This is a genomic window from Caballeronia sp. INML1 (genome assembly GCF_023631085.1).
In the GTDB taxonomy this organism is placed as follows: domain Bacteria; phylum Pseudomonadota; class Gammaproteobacteria; order Burkholderiales; family Burkholderiaceae; genus Caballeronia; species Caballeronia turbans.
Window position 1 is genome coordinate 1 of the sequence record NZ_JALQDT010000052.1, and the last position, 15,542, is coordinate 15,542.

Below are 15,542 nucleotides of genomic sequence, written 5' to 3' on the forward strand. Positions count from 1 at the left end.
ATTTACTCCATCCAAAGATGGAAAAACCTTCCTCTGATACTTCGTGTGAGACTCTTGATACTTTCGCTATATCCAGCTCCGAAGAACCAGACCGCACTCAACATCAAGCGCCCACACTTATCGGCTGTTAGTTTTTAAAGAGCACATCGCAAGACCCCTACCTCACCTTCCGTCTTGCGTCGCTGCATCAGCAGCAGAGAAACGAGATTATGACGGGCCGATGACGTCCTCGCAAGCCCCCTTCGCAAATTTTTTTCTAAGGCCACAGGGGCGTCAAAGAATGCCATGTCCAGGCCAAGGCGTTGCGAGCGCGAAGAGCCATGACTGATCTTCCCGTGCCCGATAACCAGCCGACGGTTCAGCTTCCAAAGAACGGCGTGCAGAATCCCGCAGGCCCGACGCAATCCGACGCCGGCATCGAACCGTGCTGCCTCCACATGGGCGCACGCATCGAGCCGGAACCGGAAGACGCGCCGCCGGCACCCGTGCCGCCATATGCTTCGTTCGTTTCCTTCGTGTTCTGTTGCGCAGCGACCTTCGCTTCCGCGGCCTGAATATCCGCGGGATAGTTGGCTTGCTCTCCCACCGCTGGCGAATAGCCTGCCTGTTCGAGCTGGACTAGCTCGGCCTTCACTTGCGCGCGCGTCAACGGGCCGTTCTGGCTCTGCGCAAAAACGAACGTGGGCGCAGCGACCACGGCGAGGGACACGACGAATTTGGCGATAGCGTTCATGATGTTCACACTCCGACAGAAAGGTTGACCGGATCGCACGCGATCCACGAACCTCATCGAACGCACAGGGCCCTTGCGCGGCTTCGACTCACTCGAATCAGTTTCAAGCGTTGAGGCTTCGATTGGTTAACCCGGGGACGTCGCGATCTATTCCCGCGGCGATGCACGTTTTCAGCCGACGGGCGTCGGCATCAACGGGAGAGATGAAGGAGAGAAAGCGCGGAGGACGAGCCGGATGAGGAGTCCGGCAAGGCGCCAGCCAGCACCCGTCCACCGCGATCGAATTGTGACGCAAGGCAGCGTGAAGATCATCGCTGCTCGCGTTGAAGATGCCTTGCCTATCTCGCAACAATGAAGCGCGCGAATCCGATGCTCAATGCGCGTCCGGCACGAGATGCACGCGTTTCTCGGTCGCGGCTTCGACGGCCTTACGGGAATACAGCAACGGGAAGTACTGTCCGTCGAGCCACATCTGCGCGAGATCACGGTAATGCGGGCTATCCGGGTCACCCGACTCGCCAGAAAGATTCACCGCACGCGAGCCGTCCCAGTTGCCGACATCGACGACCACACGAAACGAAGGCCCGTTGGTCTCGCGGAAATCGTTCGCGCGATACGTCGACTGATTCGGCGTATACGCGCTGCCGCCCTTTCCGATTGGCCCGACGTTGAGCTTCGCGCGCATATCCGCATCGACGACATCGGCCAAAGGATGCGCGTTCATGTTCGTCTGCAGCTTTCCCCATTGCCACTGGCTTGCATCGTCGCCTTGCAGATGCCGCATTTCCACATAGGCATCGTGCAGGCTCGACATCAGCACGGCATTGCGTTTGGCTTGAGCGTTATCGCCGAAACGCGCCTCAGGGTGTTCGAGCGTGTCGAGCATCACGGCTGTATCGGGTGCGCCGAACGATGCCGCCGCGTTCTTCGGCAAGACCGCTTCCTTGAATGTGCGTCCGAGATGCCGCGACAGCCACACCTCTTCGAGCGCGGCTTGCGGCGAATCGGCGCCCATGTGTGCATCCCAGCCCTTGAGCATCGCGAGTGCGGCGCGCGTGTCTTCGTCATCGCTCGACAGCGGCGCGAGCAATGCGACGAGTCTGCGCGCCGGAATCGAAACGATATCGTTCTGCAAGCGCTCCGAGTCTTCGATCGACACCTTGGGCAGCGACTTCAACACTTCATCGATACGCTGATGTCGCGACCCGTTGGTCCATTCGAAACCGAGCTTGCGCTCGGCATACGGATAAGCCGCCGGCAAATTCATTTCATTCGACGTAGTGAAATAGGCTTGCGCAGGGTTATAGACCGAAGGCATCGCATCGCGCGGCCAGAAGCCCGCCCATTCATAGCGGCCATCGCCGGGCACGGGCATGAGGCCGTCCCAGTTCGGGCGTATCGGCGCAAGCCCGCTCGGGACCCAGCCTATGTTGCCGTCCTTGTCCGCGTAGACCTGATTGACGGTCGGCGCGCCCCAGGTCGCGAGCGATGCCTTGAATTGCGCGTAGTTCTTCGCGCGCATGTAGCGCATCGAATCGAAGTATGGCGACATCCCCGGCGACAGCCACGCGGTACGCACCGCGAATGCGCGATGCCTGGTTTCCTCCGTATAGATCACAGGGCCGTGACGCGTGAATAACAGATCGACCGTGACAGGCGATCCGTTGCGCACCGCGACCTGTTCGTGCACGACGCGCATCGGCTCCCACTTGCCCTTGTAGCGATACTGCCGCGGATTCGCGGGATTCAGCTCATACACATAGAGATCTTCCTGATCGATATTGAAGATCGTGAGCCCGTAAGCGATCGAACCGTTATGCCCGATCGAAATGCCCGGCGCGGAAGGCTCGCCCGCGCCGATGATATCGAGCGTCGGCGTGCTGATCTGCTGGATGTATCGAAGGCTCGGCGCCGCGTACGCGCGGTGCGGATCGTTCGCCATGATCGCGCGGCCCGTCGCCGACTTCGATGGCGCGATGACCCAGTTGTTGCTGCCTTCGGTGACTTCCTCGGGATTGTCGGCTGCGGCGATCATCGTCGCCGATGCATCCGCGCTCTTCATCGACTCCTTCGTTACGCGCACGCCTTGCGTCGCGAGCGTGAAGACCTTGAGCACGTCATCGGGGAGGCATGGATCGAGGCCGGCAGGCATCTGGGCTTTCCAAGGCGGCTGCAGCCCGAAGCGCACGGAATCAGCATCGAGCGAACTCTTGCACGCCACACGCGCACGCGCGACTTCACTCGTCAGATTTCGCGTGAGACCGTGACTGCGAATGCGCACGATGTCGTTCGCATTCCATTTCGCCGGCCAATAGCCGATCTTGCGAAACTCATAGGGCATGCGGTCCGGATGCGCTGCGAGCCAGTCGATGTACGCGTTGACGCCTGCGGCAAAGCGCACGGCAGCAGGCTTTGCATCGGGACCATAACGCTGCCATTCGGTCGCCATGTCGCCGCGATAGAGAAAGAGCCGTGTCGCCTTGTCCTGCTCCACGTAGGCCGGGCCGAACACTTCCGACAGCTCACCGAGTCCCCGCCTGCGCCATAGATCGATCTGAAACATACGGTCGCGTGCGGCATTAAAGCCTTGTACAAAGAACGCATCGCTGTCGTTGGCCGCGAAGATATGCGGTACACCCCAGTGGTCGATCAGAATGTCCGATGGCTGCGAGAGTCCCGCTACAGCGATCGTTTCGTCGGCGAGAGCATCAGCCAGCGCGACTCGGGCCGCAAGCGGTCCGCAGAGCGATGCACCGATCATCAGTGCGAGCAGGCGTTGTCTCTTCCTTCCCTTCATCTTGGCGTCTCCTTTTTTTATCGGTATTGATTCGAGTCACGCGGATATCGCAATGTAATGCGAATGCACAGCACGCGCAAAGGTGGACTTGTCCTGCCAGACTGGATTTCGATACACGAAGTAGCGCACGCACGAGAATGCAAGCACATCCCGCGTGTCATTTTTACTCATACCGTCCATGCGACTTGCCGGTATTTACTTCCTCGCTACCGGTTCGTGACCGAGCGTACGAATCCATCGCTCCGAGCGCCCGTTCCCCGCTTTCATTCGGCAGACGCCTTGCCGACGCAGTCCTCTTCTATCCTTGTCTTGAACGCCGAAGCGCGGGCCCCAGGCGCGCTCCGATTGACAGCAACCAAGCGCCTCGTTTATTGTTTGGTAGACCAACCAAATGAAAGACAACCTGATCATGGAGTACGCCATGAGCCGCATCACCGGCATACCGTTCTATCTACTTTTCGCCGCGGCACTCGCGGCGTGCTCTCATCAGGACCGCGACGTCTATCAGGGCTATGTCGAGGGAGAGTTCGTCTACCTCGGCTCGTCGCAATCCGGCAAGCTCGCCACATTGTCCGTCGCCCGCGGGCAAACGCTTAAAGCGGGCGCGAGCACGTTCGCGCTCGAATCCGTCGATGAAACCGCGGCACTCGATCAGGCGCAACGCCAGTTGACTGCCGCGCAGTCGCAACTCGAAGACATCCTCACAGGTAAGCGCGCACCCGAAATCGCTTCGGTGCGCGCGCAACTCGCGCAGGCACGCGCGAACGCCCGCAAGGCCGCATTGCAACTGAGCCGCGACGAAGCGCAGTTCAGTGCAGGCGGCATCGCAAAAGGACAACTCGACGATTCGCGCGCCAATGCCGATGCTGCCGCTGCGCAAGTGCGCGATCTCGCCGAACAAGTCGACATCGCACGCTTGCCCGGGCGTCCTCAGCAGATCGAAGCGCAGCGCGCGCAAGTGGCCGCCGCGAAGGCGTTCGTCGTCCAGGCTCAATGGAAAGTCGATCAAAAGCGTGTCGCGGCGCCAGCGGACGGACTCGTGTACGACACGCTCTATCGCGTCGGAGAATGGGTGCAGGCTGGCACGCCCGTCGTGCAGATGCTGCCGCCGCAGAACGTGAAGGTTCGCTTCTTCGTGCCAGAGAGCGCAGTGGGCGGTCTCGCGGCGGGGCGCGCCGTATCGATTCATTGCGACGGCTGCGCGCAAGACGTGCCCGCGACGATCTCCTACGTGTCGAATCAGGCGGAATACACGCCGCCCGTGATCTATAGCAACGAAAACCGCTCGAAGCTCGTGTTCATGATCGAGGCGCATCCGCAACGGGCCGATGCAGCGAAGCTCCATCCCGGCCAACCCGTCGCGGTGAGGGTGCAATGAACGCGCAAGACACACCTTACGTCATCGACGTACACAATCTCAACAAGCGTTTCGGCGACAAGCACGTCGTCAACGATGTGTCGTTGCAGGTCGCGCGCGGCGAGATCTTCGGCTTTCTCGGCCCGAACGGCAGTGGCAAGACAACCTCCATCCGCCTGATGTGCGGCCTGCTCACGCCCGATTCGGGTAGCGGCACGTGTCTCGGCTACGACATCGTCCGCGAAAGCGAAGAGATCAAGCGCAACGTCGGCTATATGACGCAGCGTTTCTCGTATTGGGAAGACCTGACGATCCGCGAGAATCTCGACTTCGTTGCGCGCATCTATCAAATGGAAAACCGCCGCGAAGCCGTGGACCGCGCGCTCGAAGCGCTGGGTTTGCAAAGCCGCGCGAAGCAACTGACGGGTTCGCTCTCGGGCGGATGGAAGCAACGCCTCGCGCTCGCCGCATGCATGTTGCACGAGCCGAAACTGCTGCTGCTCGATGAACCGACCGCGGGCGTCGATCCCACCGCGCGCCGCGACTTCTGGGAAGAGCTGCATCGGCTCGCGGCGAAAGGCATTTCCGTTCTCGTCAGCACGCATTACATGGACGAAGCCGAGCGCTGTCACAAGCTCGCGTATATCGCATACGGCAAGCTGCTCGCGCAAGGCACCGCGAACGAGGTCATCGCGTCGCAAAACCTCGCGACGTGGAGCATTCACGGCGAGCATCTCAGCGCGCTCTCCGAGCGCTTGCGCAAGACACCGGGCATCGATCAGACGGTCGTGTTCGGCTCGGCGCTCCATGTGAGCGGCAGCGATCATGCCGCGCTGGAACAGGCCGTGCGTGATGCGACGAAAGACGCCGCAACGCGTGCGGAGCCCATCGAAACCGGGCTCGAAGACGTCTTCATCTATCTGATGAGCCGCTCGACCGACAACTTCAAGGTGAGGTCATGAAGGCCGGCGATCGCATCGCGCTCTTCGCGCGCTTCTCCGTCACGCGCTGGTGGAGCATTGTGATCAAGGAGTTTCTGCAGCTTCGGCGCGACCGCATCACATTCGGCATGATCATCGGCTTGCCGATCGTGCAGCTCGCGCTCTTCGGTTACGCGATCAACACGGACCCGAAGCATCTGCCCACCGCCGTGATCGTCGGCGATCAAAGCCCGTTTTCGCGCAGCTTCATCGCTGCGATGGAGCACTCCGACTACTTCGATATCGTCGACACGCTGCCCGACGACGAAGCCGGCCGCCGCGCGCTCGCACAAGGCCGCGTGCTTTTCGTGCTCAGCATTCCAGCCGATTTCTCGCGCAAGCTGTTGCGCGGCGAGCGGCCAGCGCTGCTCGTCGAAGCCGACGCCACCGATCCAAACGCGGTCAGCAAAGCGAGCAATTCACTGTCAGCGCTCGTGCAATCCGTGGCAAGCAAGGACCTCACCGGCCCGCTCGCGCGCTTGAACGGCACGCCCGCCGCTTTCGACGTGCAGATCCACAACCTCTATAACCCCGAAGGCATCACGCAATACAACGTCGTGCCTGGCCTGATGGGCGTGATCCTCACGATGACGCTCGTGATGATGACAGGCCTTGCGATGACACGCGAACGCGAACGCGGCACGATGGAGAACCTGCTCGCGACACCGGTGCGCCCCGTCGAAGTGATGACGGGCAAGATCGTGCCCTACGTATTCATCGGCCTCATTCAGGCATCGATCATTCTCGCGGCCACGCGCTTCGTGTTTCATGTGCCGCTCGTCGGCAATCCGCTCGCAATCTACCTCGCCGCGCTGCTGTTCATCGCCGCGAATCTGACGGTGGGCATCACGCTGTCGTCGCTCGCGCAGAATCAGCTTCAGGCGATGCAACTGACCATGTTCTACTTCCTGCCGAACATTCTGCTTTCGGGCTTCATGTTTCCATTCGCGGGCATGCCCGCGTGGGCCCAGTTCATCGGCAATCTGCTGCCGCTCACTTACTTCAATCGCCTGATACGCGGCATTCTGCTCAAGGGCAACGGCTGGGCGGACCTGTGGCCTTCGGTCTGGCCGATGGTCCTCTTCACCGTCATCGTGATGGGTATTGCGCTGCGCTTCTACCGGCGCACGCTCGATTAGGGAGACGTCGATGAAACCGCTTCTTCCGCTTTGTGTGCTCGTGCTGTGCGGCTGCACTGTCGGCCCCGACTTTCACGCGCCCGCGCCCCCCGCTACGCAGACCTATGTCAAAACGACTGTCGCGGCGCAAAGCTTTCCCGCCATTGATCACGCGTTGCCGCGCTGGTGGACGCAGTTCGGCTCGGATGCGCTAAACCGCCTCGTCGATCGCGCATTGAGCGACAGTCCCACGCTCGAGCAAGCCCGTGCGAAGCTCGTGCAAGCGCGTGAAGACTACCGCGCGCAAGCGGGCGCGACGTACTTCCCCGCCATCGACGCCTCGGTCTCCGGCACGCGCCAGAAGGTGGACCCGGCCGCGTTCGGCGTGCCCATTCCGAGCCCCGGCCCCTTCACGCTCTACGATGCATCGGTCAGCGTGTCGTACACGCTCGATATCTTCGGCGGCGAGCGGCGGGCGCTCGAAGCGTTGCGCGCGCAAGTGGACTACCAGTCCTTCGAACTCGATGCGGCGCGTCTCTCGATCGCGGGCAATGTCGTCGCCGCCGCGATCCGGCGCGCTTCAGTGCAGCAACAGATCACGCTTACCGAGCGCCTCGTCGATGCACAGATGCGGCAACTGTCGATCATGGAAGGCCGACTGCAAGCGGGCGGCGTCGCGCTGTTCGATGTGCGCAGCCAGCGCACGCTCGTCGAGCAGACGCGCGCGAATCTGCCATCGCTCGTCACGCAACGCGATCAGGCCGATCACCGGCTTGCGGTATTGATCGGCGTCGAGCCTTCCGTCGCCGACTTCGATGCGATCACGCTCGACTCGCTGCGTCTGCCAGACAGCGTTCCGCTCACGCTGCCTTCGACGCTCGCCCGCGAACGTCCCGACATCCGTGCATCGGAAGCGTTGCTGCATCAGGCGAGCGCGAATGTCGGCGTGGCCACGGCCGATCTCTATCCGAAGTTCTCGCTTTCGGCGGGCGTGGGAACCCAGCGCACGAACATCCACGACATGCTCAATAGCCTGAACGTATGGAATGTCGGCCTGAATCTCACGCAGCCGCTGTTTCATGGTGGCGAACTGCGCGCGAAGAAGCGTTCGTCGGAAGCGGCTTACGATGCAGCCATGCAAGCCTATCGACAAACCGTGCTGGACGCGCTTCAGCAAGTCGCCGACAGCCTGACGGCGCTTCAGAACGATGGCGATGCATTGCAAGCGCGCCGCGTAGCAGCAAACCAGGCGCAAGCGAATCTCGATACCAACAACGCGCGGTATGCGGCAGGCGGCGTGAGCCGTTTCGATTTGCTCGACACGCAACGCCAGGCGCTGCAAACGCAACTCGATTACGCGCTCGCGCAAGCGAGCCGCCTGTCTGATACGGCCGCGCTCTTTCAGTCGCTAGGCGGCGCCGGCGAGGACACGAAAGCTGCGATCAAACCGGTTGCATCGACTAATTAGCGAGCGTCCCGAGCCGATGCTTGAGCACCTTGCCGCTCGCCGACACCGGCAGCGCACCGAGAATGCGGATCGAGGAAGGCCGCTTGTACGGCGCGAGCCGAGCGCTCACCCACTGAGCGAGTTCGTCTTCATCCGCCGTGCAGCCTGGCCTCAGTTCGACGAACGCGAGCACGTCCTCGTTGCCCCGCGCGCTTCGCCCGATCACGGCGGAATGCAGCACGGCGGGATGACTGTTGAACGCCTGCTCCACTTCGGCGGGATGCACATTGAAGCCCGAACGGATGATGAGCTCCTTGCTGCGTCCGACGATATACAGATTGCCGTCCTCGAAGTGCGCGAGATCGCCGGTCTTGAGCCATCCGTCCGTCGTCACCGTGGCGGCCGTTTGCACCGCATCACGGTAATAGCCGAGCATCACGTTCGGGCCGCGCACCCATAGTTCGCCGGTGTCGTCGCTCTCGCTCTCACGCGCGAGCGGCACGATGCGCGCCTCGACGCCGGGAATCAACGGGCCCACGGACGAATCGCGCGCCGGCGCATCGAGCAGCGTGTTCGACACCGTCGGGCTGCTTTCTGTCATGCCGTAACCGTTGTGCAAGGGCACGCCGTAAAACGCTTCGGCAGCGGACTTGAGTGTCGTGTCGAGCGGCGAGCCGCCGCTATAGACGAATCGCAGCGAGGGTGCATTCAGGCCGCCGCGTGGCGTGAAATGATCGATCAGCTTCGCGTGCATCGCGGGCACGCCCTGAAAGATCGTCATGCGTTCCTCGCTGAGCACGCGTCCCGCGCGCTTGGCGTCGAAGCGCGCCGCGAGCCGCAGCGTCGCGCCCGCATAGAGCGAGCCGAGACACATGGATGCAAGACCGAACACATGCGAGATCGGCAACACGGCATACACGCGATCGTCGGAACCCACACGGCGCAGCGTGCTCGACACCGCGGCGACGAAGAGCAGATTGCGATGCGACAGCATTACGCCTTTCGGTGCGCCTGTCGTGCCGGTCGTGTAGATGAGCGCCGCGCACTGCTGGTCCGAAGGCAGGCCGTGCGGTTCTTGCGCGGAAGTCGTTTCGATGGCGCTCAGCGCAAACGCACCGATCGGCGTTGCTTCGAGCGATTCGACCACGGCACCATCGCGTTGCGCGTGACGCGCGGCATCGTCGGATGCTTCCACGGTATAGAGGGCGATGCGCGGCGTCGCATGCGCGCGGATCGCATCGAGTTCGACAGGGGACAGTCGCGCATTCGCGACGAGCGCCCATGCGTCGAGACGGCTCACGGCAAAGAGCGATGCGACGAGCGCGACGCTGTTTTCGCCGGTCAGCATCACGCGGTCGCCGGCTCGTACGCCCGCAGCCGCAAGACGCGCGGCGAGCGCATCGACGGCATCGTCGAGTTGCGCATAGGTCAGCGTCCGCGCGTCTTCATGCAACGCAATGTGATCGGGATGCGCCTTCGCGCCGCGCGAGACGATCGCGTCGATGCGCGACGGCAGCGACGCAATGAGCGTGTTCGTATCCATATCGAGCGATAGCGTTCGTGACTTTCAGGCACGCATGATAACGCTCGTGCATCATCCTGCGAAACGCGGCTCGGGAATGCCACGCACGCCGAGACCCGTCACTGCGAACAAGCCGCCCTTGTCCCGCTCTTTCTGCGGAATGCCCCACATTGGGCGGCCCATCGTCGATACATAGAGGATGTCGAGATTCGGCCCGCCGAACATCACGCTCGTCAGATTGCGCACCGGAAACGGCACGATGCGATCGAGCTTCCCGTCAGGCGCAAAGCGCAGGATGCGCCCGCCGAACACGAGCGCGGACCAGACATAGCCTTCCTCGTCCACGGTCGCGCCATCGAACGTGCCCGCCATGTCATGCGCGGATGCGAAGAGGCGCTTGTTCGTCGCCGCGCCCGTTTCGATGTCGTAGTCGTATGCGTACATCTCCTTGCTGTACGTGTCTGTGAAGTAGAACGTCTGGTCGTCGGGGCTCCAGCATGGACCGTTCGAACAACTGATGCCGCTATCGAGTCGCGCGACCCTGCCGTCCGTATCGAGCCGGTAGAGACCGCCGCTGCGCGTGGAGCGCTGACCGCGATCGGCGTCGTAGCGATCGAAATCGTAGGACATCGTCCCCGCGACGAAGCGGCCACGTCGATCCACCTTGCCGTCGTTGAAACGCGTCTCGGGATCGTCGCTTTCCGGATCGGCGATGAACTGCACAGTCTGCGCGTCGAAGTCGTAGAAATGCAGGCCGTTCGCGAGCGCGACCACCGCGCCGCCTTGCTCGCGCAATGCCATCGATCCGATATGACGCGGCACGAAATAGCGCTTTACGTCACTGCCATCCGCGCGGCAGCTATAGATCTCTGCGGCGGTGCTGTCGATCCAGTACAGGCGTTCCTCCTTGACGTCCCAGAGCGGCCCTTCGCCGAGGTGATTGTTCGCATCGACCAGCAAGCGTACTTCGGCCATCGTCATCTCCTTTGGTTAGTCGTCACCGTCCTTGACATCGCGCCGGTGCGCGAGCAGCGCCATCAGGCGTCGATCGCGCCAGCGGCTGCGTTCCTCGATGCTTTCGCGCGGCAGCACGGCGCGGCGTTCCGCATCGAGCCTGTGAAGCGTATCGGCGGACCAGTCGAACGGCGTGCGCCCCGACGCAATCGTGCGATACGTGCCGCCGTAGCGCGCTGCGTAATCCGCCACGCCGCCGGGCGCGTTCAGGTCGATCGTTTCGAACGGCCCCATGAACGACCAGCGCATCGCAAGGCCGTCGCGAATCACGGTGTCGAGATCGGCGGCGCTCGCATAGCCTTGTTCATAGAGGCTCAACGCTTCGTCGAGCAGCGCGCCTTGCAGTCGATTGAGCAAGAACCCCGAGATTTCCCCGTTGACGGTCACGGGCTTTTGTCCCGCCCGTTCATAGATGGCACGGGCGCGCTCCACCGCTTCATGCGCGGTCCACGGCGCGCCGCACAACTCGACGAGCGGCACGAGCGAAGGCGGATTGACCGGATGCGCGACGAGGCAGCGCGCGCGGCCTGCAATACCCTCCGTGAATGTCGATGCGGGCAGTCCCGAGGTCGAACTTGCAAGCAGCGCATCAGGCTTCGTCAGACGATCCAGTTCGACGAACAACGCGCGTTTCGCTTCCACCACTTCCGCAATGTTCTCCTGCACGAGATCCGCATCGGCGACGGCGTCGGCCAGGCTTTCGCATGCGGTGATGCGCGAGACGATCGTATCGACGGGTTCGTCGATCAGGTGAAAGGACGCGAGATCCTGCAGGCTTTCGCGGATCGACGGAATCGCGCCCGCGAGCATGTCCTTCGATGCATCGTGAATCTTCACGTCGAAACCGCTCTTCGCGAATACGATCGCCCACGCGCGGCCGATGCGGCCCGAGCCGATCACCGCAATGTTCTTCGCTTGCATCTGTGTCTGTTCCTCATTCGAGTTGGTTCAGCCTTTCTTGTCCCGCAGCGTGATGACAGCCGCCAGCACGACGAGTCCGTTGATGATGTCCCGCACCGCGGGCGGCACGGTGGTTCCCGCAAGCAAGGTCCCGAGCGCCGTGAGCAGCAACGCACCGCCGAACACGCCGAGATAGTGGCCGCGTCCACCGGTGATGAGCGCGCCGCCGACCACGACCACGGCAATCGACGGCAGCAGATACGGATCGCCCATGCCGAGGAACGCTTGCGAGCTGAACCCCGCGAGCAGCAGGCCGACGATCGCCGAGCAAAGACCGGAGAGGCAATATACGGCGATCAACGTGTTGCCTACGCGCACGCCCGAGAGCTTCGCCGCGACGGGCGAATTGCCGAGCGCATACACGCGCCGCCCGAACGGCGTGCGATGCAACAGCAACAACGCGACGACGAGAAACACCGGCACGCTCCACGCCGCGAGCGACAGCGGCCCGACTCGACCGTTGGTGAATTCGCTGATCGACGAGGGTGACCATCCTTGCGGCGAGCCGTTGCAATAGATCAGCGTCAGCCCTTGCAGCAAGCCATTCGCAGCAAGCGTGACGACGATGGGCGGCAAGCCGAGCATGACGACGCCCACGCCGTTGAACACGCCCACGAGCAACCCGACGAGCAGCACCATCGGCACCGCCCACGCGGCCGCGCCGTTCATGCCGTGCGTGAGTCCTGTCAACAGGACGCCGGATAGCGTGATGAGCCAGGGCATCGAGAGATCGAGTCCGCCCGTCAGAATCACCGCACCCTGCCCCAGCCCGAGAATCGCGAGGAACAAGGTCAACGTGAGCAGGCTGCTGTAGAAGTTCGCGCTGACGAGCACGCCGGGACCATAGACGAAGCCCGTGATGATGACGACCGCAAAGAACAGCAGATACGCCGGAACGACATATTTGACCCATTCGCGATTGCGCTCGATCCAGTCGGCGATCGGACGGCCCTTCAACTCCGTGTTCTCGACCGGACGAAAATCGTCGACCTCGAACGTGACGCGTCGCGCGTTTCTGTCGTCGCGCGCCCGTGTTCCCGTTCGCATCGCCTTGAACCACTGCGCCGCATGACGGGCGGATTCGTGCGCCGCCGACTGCTTGCCGATCGACGAACCGAGCACCGCGAGCATCAGGATCACGGCTTCAGCGATCGTCGTGAAGAACGCCGACACGTTCAGCACGAGCAGGATGTTCACGGTGATCATCAGCGTCATCGCGGCGAACACGGTGCCGACGCAACCGCCGCGCCCGCCGCCAAGCAGCGTGCCGCCGAGCACGACGGCAGTGAACATCGAAAGCAGCAAGGGACGACCGACGAGCGGATCGGCCGAACCCGTCTGCGCCGATACATACAGGCCCGCCGCCGCGTAGAACATGCCTGCGAGCGCATACGTCGAGATGCGATAGCGCGTGACCGGCATGCCGTTCGCATACGCGCCGTCAGGATCGCTTCCGAGCGCATAAAGCCCCACGCCAAAGCGCGTGCGCTTGATGAACGACCAGATCAGCAACGCGAGAATCAGCAAGGCGGCCGACATCGGCATCTTGTCGGCAATGAGATCGGCCGTGAGCACCGCGCCGAACTGATCGCCAACGCTGCCGCCCGGCTTGTTCTGAATCAGCAGCGTGAGGCCTTGCACCATGAACATCGTCGCGAGCGTGACGACGATGGATTGCAGGCGAAACCATGCGATCAGCGCGCCGTTCACGAGGCCGATACCGCCGCCGATCGCGAGAATCAGCGCGGCGCCCGCCCACTGTTCGATGGGTGACCCCTGCACGAAGCGCACCGCGAGCACGTTCGCGAGCGACACGACCGCCGACGCCGACAGATCGAAGCCGCCCGACAACACGACGATCGTCTGCCCGATCGCCGCGAGCGCGAGCGTGGTCGCGCTCGAAATCACCGAGCCGATGTCATAGAGCCCGACGGGCGTCGCGGACAGCGCGACCCATGCGGCGAGCATCGCGAGCAACGCGCTGATCGCGATGATGAGCCCGCGATTATGATCGATGCGCGCGCCCCAACCCAGGCGCGCGCCCGGCCGCACGATCTCGCTTTCGGGCGACGCAACGGCTATCTTCATGAGCAACCTCTCAACTGGAAAGCATCTTGCGCATCACGTTCTCTTCGGTGAGCGCATCGCCGCTCAGCTCGCCGACATTGCGGCCGCGATACATCACCGAGACGCGATCGCACACGTTGACGAGTTCGGGCACATCGGTCGAATAGAACAGCACGGAGCCGCCCGCTGCCGCGAACGCGCGCATCAACACGAAGATCTGATGCTTGGTACCGACGTCGATGCCGCGCGTCGGGTCGAACATGAGCCAGACGCGGCTCTGCGTGAGCAGCCATTTCGCCATCGCGATCTTCTGCTGATTGCCGCCCGAGAACGACAGGCACGGCTTGTAGAGCGCGCGCGGATTCACCTCCATCTGCGCGAGCGAGCGGCGTATCGCGGCCTGCTCGCGCTTTCGATCGATAAGGCCGAAGCGCGTATAGCGGCCGATCACCGGCAGGGACACGTTCTCGCCGCCCGGCAGGCGCAGGAACAGGCCTTCGGTCTTGCGATCCTCCGGCAGGAAGCTCGTCGATACGCCGGCCTTCAGCGAATCCGCCGTGCAGGTCAGCGTGACCGGCTTGCCGTCGATGCGTATCTCGCCATCGTCGATATAGGTCGCGCCGAACAGCGCTTCGAACAGCTCGCGTTGCCCCATGCCCTGCAGCGCCGCGATGCCGTGCACTTCGCCAGGCTTCACGGCAAGATCGAAATCGGTCACGACGCCATCGACGCGAACGTTGCGCGTCTCAATCGCGGGCGTCGCGTCGCGCTTCACTGAAGCGACCTTCGGCGGATACTTCGCCTCCATCGACCGGCCGATGACGAGGCGGATCACTTCGTCATCGGAGATATCGGCGGCGTCGAATGCGCCCACGTCGCGGCCATTGCGATACACCGTGAGACTGTCGCAGAACTCGCGCACTTCCTGCATCCGATGCGAGATGAACACGAAGGTCACGTCGCTCGCCTTCAGTTCGTCGATGCGCCTCGACAGCCACGCGACATCGCGTCCCGACAGCGCCGAAGTCGGTTCGTCGAGCAGCAGCACCTTCGGCCGGCGCACGATCGCCTTCGCGATCTCGATCTTCTGCCGCACCGGCAGTGAAAGATCGCGGATATACGCGCCCGGACGCACATCGGACAGTTCGAGCCTGTCGAGCCATTCTGCCGCCTGCCGCTGCGCATCGCGCTTCCTGATGCGCCCGAGAAAACCCGTCGGCTCATACGACATCAGCAGGTTTTGCGCGACCGTGAGATCGCGCACGAGCGTCATCTCCTGAAACGCCGTCTGCACGCCCGCGCGATGCGCGTCTTTCGGGCCGCGCATCGTCACGTCGCGGCCCATCACACGGATGCTGCCCGCGTCCGGCTGCATCAATCCCGACAACAGCTTGACCGTGGTGGACTTGCCCGCGCCGTTCTCGCCGAGCAGCGCATGCACGGCGCCGCGTTTCACCGAGAACGACGCGCCATCGAGCGCGACGGTCGCGCCGAAGCGTTTCGTCACCTTCGACAGATCGATCGCCAGTGATGCGTCGTTCATCGCC

11 protein-coding genes are annotated in these 15,542 nt (G+C 62.8%); 4 read left to right on the forward strand and 7 right to left on the reverse strand.

All coding sequences use genetic code 11. The annotated features are described in order from the left end of the window. Window positions 1–358 precede the first annotated feature (358 nt). Both NCR38_RS19520 and NCR38_RS19525 read right to left on the reverse strand, forming a co-directional pair. Complete coding sequence (locus tag NCR38_RS19520; protein ID WP_086961469.1) at window positions 359–733, reverse strand: DUF4148 domain-containing protein; 375 nt, start codon at window positions 731–733, stop codon at window positions 359–361. 373 nt (window positions 734–1,106) lie between these two features. Beyond that, window positions 1,107–3,530, reverse strand: coding sequence for a penicillin acylase family protein (locus tag NCR38_RS19525; protein WP_409241434.1), 2,424 nt, complete (start codon window positions 3,528–3,530; stop codon window positions 1,107–1,109). A gap of 421 nt (window positions 3,531–3,951) precedes the next feature. Here NCR38_RS19525 and NCR38_RS19530 point away from each other — a divergent pair, with 421 nt between their 5' ends. The 4 genes from NCR38_RS19530 to NCR38_RS19545 are packed head-to-tail and all read left to right on the forward strand — an operon-like array spanning window position 3,952 to window position 8,453. Beyond that, on the forward strand, window positions 3,952–4,908 hold the full coding sequence (locus NCR38_RS19530) for an HlyD family secretion protein (protein WP_061120794.1): 957 nt from the start codon (window positions 3,952–3,954) through the stop codon (window positions 4,906–4,908). Further along, the gene (locus tag NCR38_RS19535; protein WP_061120780.1) at window positions 4,905–5,849 is read left to right on the forward strand and encodes an ABC transporter ATP-binding protein; all 945 of its coding nucleotides are present in this window, start codon (window positions 4,905–4,907) and stop codon (window positions 5,847–5,849) included. The genes NCR38_RS19530 and NCR38_RS19535 overlap by 4 nt, the downstream gene beginning before the upstream one ends. Beyond that, window positions 5,846–7,006, forward strand: coding sequence for an ABC transporter permease (locus NCR38_RS19540; RefSeq protein WP_061120779.1), 1,161 nt, complete (start codon window positions 5,846–5,848; stop codon window positions 7,004–7,006). The genes NCR38_RS19535 and NCR38_RS19540 overlap by 4 nt, the downstream gene beginning before the upstream one ends. 10 nt (window positions 7,007–7,016) lie before the next feature. Next, window positions 7,017–8,453: an efflux transporter outer membrane subunit gene (locus tag NCR38_RS19545; protein ID WP_061120778.1), complete on the forward strand. Its 1,437-nt coding sequence runs from the start codon at window positions 7,017–7,019 to the stop codon at window positions 8,451–8,453. Here the strand turns inward: NCR38_RS19545 and NCR38_RS19550 are convergent. From NCR38_RS19550 to NCR38_RS19570, 5 genes are read right to left on the reverse strand one after another with little or no spacing between them, the layout of a single operon-like run. Then, complete coding sequence (locus tag NCR38_RS19550; RefSeq protein ID WP_061120777.1) at window positions 8,446–9,975, reverse strand: class I adenylate-forming enzyme family protein; 1,530 nt, start codon at window positions 9,973–9,975, stop codon at window positions 8,446–8,448. The genes NCR38_RS19545 and NCR38_RS19550 overlap by 8 nt on opposite strands. Before the next feature lie 51 nt (window positions 9,976–10,026). Continuing rightward, window positions 10,027–10,929, reverse strand: a complete 903-nt coding sequence (locus NCR38_RS19555) for an SMP-30/gluconolactonase/LRE family protein (protein ID WP_061120793.1) — start codon at window positions 10,927–10,929, stop codon at window positions 10,027–10,029. A 15-nt stretch (window positions 10,930–10,944) separates the two neighbouring features. After that, complete coding sequence (locus tag NCR38_RS19560) at window positions 10,945–11,889, reverse strand: 3-hydroxyacyl-CoA dehydrogenase (protein ID WP_061120776.1); 945 nt, start codon at window positions 11,887–11,889, stop codon at window positions 10,945–10,947. Between the two features lie 27 nt (window positions 11,890–11,916). After that, complete coding sequence (locus NCR38_RS19565; RefSeq protein ID WP_061120775.1) at window positions 11,917–14,016, reverse strand: ABC transporter permease; 2,100 nt, start codon at window positions 14,014–14,016, stop codon at window positions 11,917–11,919. Between the two features lie 10 nt (window positions 14,017–14,026). Beyond that, entirely contained in the window at window positions 14,027–15,538 is a 1,512-nt protein-coding gene (locus NCR38_RS19570; protein WP_061120792.1) for a sugar ABC transporter ATP-binding protein, read from the reverse strand. Window positions 15,539–15,542 lie beyond the last annotated feature (4 nt).

Coding starts and splice junctions, on each gene's coding strand:
- NCR38_RS19520 (WP_086961469.1), bottom strand. CDS start 733: ATGAACGCTATCGCCAAATTCGTCGTGTCCCTCGCCGTGGTCGCTGCG.
- NCR38_RS19565 (WP_061120775.1), bottom strand. CDS start 14,016: ATGAAGATAGCCGTTGCGTCGCCCGAAAGCGAGATCGTGCGGCCGGGC.
- NCR38_RS19555 (WP_061120793.1), bottom strand. CDS start 10,929: ATGGCCGAAGTACGCTTGCTGGTCGATGCGAACAATCACCTCGGCGAA.
- NCR38_RS19560 (WP_061120776.1), bottom strand. CDS start 11,889: ATGCAAGCGAAGAACATTGCGGTGATCGGCTCGGGCCGCATCGGCCGC.
- NCR38_RS19545 (WP_061120778.1), top strand. CDS start 7,017: ATGAAACCGCTTCTTCCGCTTTGTGTGCTCGTGCTGTGCGGCTGCACT.
- NCR38_RS19530 (WP_061120794.1), top strand. CDS start 3,952: ATGAGCCGCATCACCGGCATACCGTTCTATCTACTTTTCGCCGCGGCA.
- NCR38_RS19540 (WP_061120779.1), top strand. CDS start 5,846: ATGAAGGCCGGCGATCGCATCGCGCTCTTCGCGCGCTTCTCCGTCACG.
- NCR38_RS19570 (WP_061120792.1), bottom strand. CDS start 15,538: ATGAACGACGCATCACTGGCGATCGATCTGTCGAAGGTGACGAAACGC.
- NCR38_RS19535 (WP_061120780.1), top strand. CDS start 4,905: ATGAACGCGCAAGACACACCTTACGTCATCGACGTACACAATCTCAAC.
- NCR38_RS19550 (WP_061120777.1), bottom strand. CDS start 9,975: ATGGATACGAACACGCTCATTGCGTCGCTGCCGTCGCGCATCGACGCG.
- NCR38_RS19525 (WP_409241434.1), bottom strand. CDS start 3,530: ATGAAGGGAAGGAAGAGACAACGCCTGCTCGCACTGATGATCGGTGCA.